This window comes from Bradyrhizobium sp. STM 3809, from assembly GCF_000239795.1.
In the GTDB taxonomy this organism is placed as follows: Bacteria; Pseudomonadota; Alphaproteobacteria; order Rhizobiales; family Xanthobacteraceae; genus Bradyrhizobium.
The window spans coordinates 1-3,144 of sequence record NZ_CAFJ01000209.1; the positions used below are offsets into that span (position 1 = coordinate 1).

Genomic DNA, 3,144 nt, shown 5'->3' on the forward strand with positions numbered 1-3,144 from the left:
GGCTGGTTGAGGGACGTGAAGGCCAGGATGGCCGAGATGGACGGCACCGAGGCGCTGATCGAGGGCTTCGGAGAACTGTCCGGGCGTACCAACCGCAACGTGTAGAATTCGGGCCCGGCGCCCTGTCATTGACGAGCACATTTCGGCCCGGTCCATCCAAGCCGGTTCCAGGCCGCGCGAAAAGACTCGCCAAATCCATGGTTTGGCTGCAAAAACAGGGTTAATCGAAGTTTAAGAGGTCCGGGGCATTTTCTGCAGGTGACGGGTTGGTTTCGCTGTCGGACACCGCGCCGAGTCTTGATGCCAGGACTCGCGCCGGATTCGATTGCAAAACCGGTATCGCTTTTGCAAGAAACGCGCGCCGGTCCAAAACGGGACGACACCAGCGACAGACCTTGGGGGTGGCGACGTGAAATGTGCGCCGCCCTTTCCGCGTCGAGAACAGTTTGAGTAGAGCAGGCGGGCGCCGCGATGCCAAGGGCGAAGATGCCACGGGCGAAGCGGGCGCGTTTCGGGAGCAATGAATGGCCACGAAGGCAAAGACGCTGCAGGTGAAGGACAAGGAAAAGGACGACAAGGCCGCGGACGCTCCCGAAAAGGATGCCGCCGACGCGCCTTCGCCGTTGCTCGACCTGTCGGACGCCGCCGTCAAGAAGATGATCAAGCAGGCCAAGAAGCGCGGCTTCGTGACCTTTGATCAGCTCAACGAAGTGCTGCCTCCCGACACCACCTCGCCGGAGCAGATCGAAGACATCATGTCGATGCTGTCCGACATGGGCATCAACGTGACCGAGGCCGAGGAAACCGACGAGGCCGAGGAGAAGGACGACGGCGACGACGAGACCGACAACGAGCTCGTCGAGATCACGCAGAAGGCCGTCACCGAGGTCAAGAAGTCCGAACCCGGCGAGCGCACCGACGATCCCGTGCGCATGTATCTGCGCGAGATGGGCACCGTCGAGCTGTTGTCGCGCGAGGGCGAAATCGCGATCGCCAAGCGCATCGAGGCCGGCCGCGAGGCGATGATCGCGGGCCTCTGCGAGAGCCCGCTGACCTTCCAGGCCATCATCATCTGGCGCGACGAGCTCAACGAAGGCAAGATCTTCCTCCGCGACATCATCGATCTCGAAGCCACCTATGCCGGCCCCGACTCCAAGGGCGGCATGAACCCGCAGATCGCGGCGCCCGCGGCCGGCGACGGCGAGGCGGGCGAGGGCGGCGAGATCCAGGCGGCGGTTGCTGCGCCGCCGGCCGCGCCGCAGCAGGCCACGCCGTTCCGTGCCGCGCCGAACGGCGCGCCGGCCGAGGAGAAGGATCCCGGCGAGGCGGCGGCCGAAGCCGACATGGACGACGACGAGTTCGAGAACCAGATGTCGCTCGCCGCCATCGAGGCCGAACTCAAGCCGAAGGTGGTCGAGACCTTCGACAAGATCGCGTCCGAGTACAAGAAGCTGCGCCGCCTGCAGGAGCAGGACATCGCCAACCAGCTGCAGAGCGAGTCGCTGTCGCCGTCGCAGGAGCGCAAGTACAAGAAGCTCAAGGACGAGATCATCGTCGAGGTGAAGTCGCTGCGCCTCAACCAGGCCCGCATCGACAGTCTCGTCGAGCAGCTCTACGACATCAACAAGAAGCTGGTCTCGTTCGAGAGCCGGCTGATGCGGCTCGCCGACTCCCACGGCGTCGCCCGCGAGGACTTCCTGCGCAACTACCAGGGCTCGGAGCTCGATCCGCGCTGGCTCAACCGCGTCTCGAAGCTGTCGGCCAAGGGCTGGAAGAACTTCGTCCATTACGAGAAGGACCGCATCAAGGACCTGCGCCAGGAGGTGCAGTCGCTGGCAGCCCTCACCGGTCTGGAGATCGGCGAGTTCCGCAAGATCGTGCACTCCGTGCAGAAGGGCGAGCGCGAGGCCCGTCAGGCCAAGAAGGAGATGGTGGAAGCCAACCTCCGTCTCGTGATCTCGATCGCCAAGAAGTACACCAACCGCGGCCTGCAGTTCCTCGACCTGATCCAGGAAGGCAACATCGGCCTGATGAAGGCGGTCGACAAGTTCGAGTACCGCCGCGGCTACAAGTTCTCGACCTACGCCACGTGGTGGATCCGGCAGGCGATCACCCGCAGCATTGCGGACCAAGCCCGCACCATCCGCATCCCCGTGCACATGATCGAGACGATCAACAAGATCGTCCGCACCTCGCGCCAGATGCTGAACGAGATCGGCCGCGAGCCGACCCCCGAGGAGCTCGCCGAGAAGCTCGGCATGCCCTTGGAGAAGGTGCGCAAGGTCCTCAAGATCGCCAAGGAGCCGCTCTCGCTCGAAACTCCTGTCGGTGACGAGGAGGATAGCCACCTCGGCGACTTCATCGAGGACAAGAACGCCATCCTGCCGATCGACGCCGCCATCCAGTCGAACCTACGCGAGACGACGACCCGCGTGCTCGCCTCGCTGACCCCGCGCGAAGAACGCGTCCTCCGCATGCGCTTCGGCATCGGCATGAACACCGATCACACGCTGGAAGAAGTCGGCCAGCAGTTCTCGGTGACCCGAGAGCGTATCCGCCAGATCGAAGCGAAGGCGCTGCGCAAGCTGAAGCATCCAAGCCGGTCGCGGAAGCTGCGGTCGTTCTTGGATAACTGATCGACGTTTGGTTCGATCGTCATTGCCGGGCTTGACCCGGCAATCCATCAAGACAAAACGGCGGACCGAAAGGTCCGTCGTTTTGGTTTGTGGCCGTGGTAAGCTAGACATCTTGTGGACACGACCTAACGAGCTTGCCTGACCTGCCAGCGGAGCTCGAAGGCTTCCTGCGAAACCTCCTCTGCCACAAACGCGCGATCCCGCACGATCTCGTCCAGCGGAGGCACGGCAATCTCCCCGAGCGCGGTCCCCTCCGTCGTCTCACTCGCGCTTGCGAAACCTATTCTGCCATTTCGAAAGATCTCAAGCTTGCGTGTCTCGAAGCGCTCTCCATCGAGCTCGCTCCACAGCTCGACCGGCTCGTCTTCAAGATCATGCAGCCAGCGTACCCGGATGTAGGTATTTTTTCTCATCTTTGAGATCATGCGGTGGCGAACGCCGAAACACAATGGCGGGTGCCTGACCGGAACAGTAGCACGAGGAGCTGATACGCTCCTTCCAGTCTCAT

2 protein-coding genes are annotated in these 3,144 nt (G+C 62.8%); one reads left to right on the forward strand and one right to left on the reverse strand.

Features of this window, described 5'->3' with window-relative positions; genetic code table 11:
* Positions 1 to 524 precede the first annotated feature (524 nt).
* Positions 525 to 2,636, forward strand: a complete 2,112-nt coding sequence (gene rpoD / locus BRAS3809_RS11380; RefSeq protein ID WP_008962245.1) for an RNA polymerase sigma factor RpoD — start codon at positions 525 to 527, stop codon at positions 2,634 to 2,636.
* Positions 2,637 to 2,761: 125 nt separating this feature from the next.
* On the opposite strand, the gene BRAS3809_RS11385 is transcribed toward rpoD, so the two are convergent.
* On the reverse strand, positions 2,762 to 3,144 hold a 383-nt coding region (locus BRAS3809_RS11385), incomplete at its 5' end, for a DUF6881 domain-containing protein (protein ID WP_240535647.1).

Coding starts and splice junctions, on each gene's coding strand:
- rpoD (WP_008962245.1), top strand. CDS start 525: ATGGCCACGAAGGCAAAGACGCTGCAGGTGAAGGACAAGGAAAAGGAC.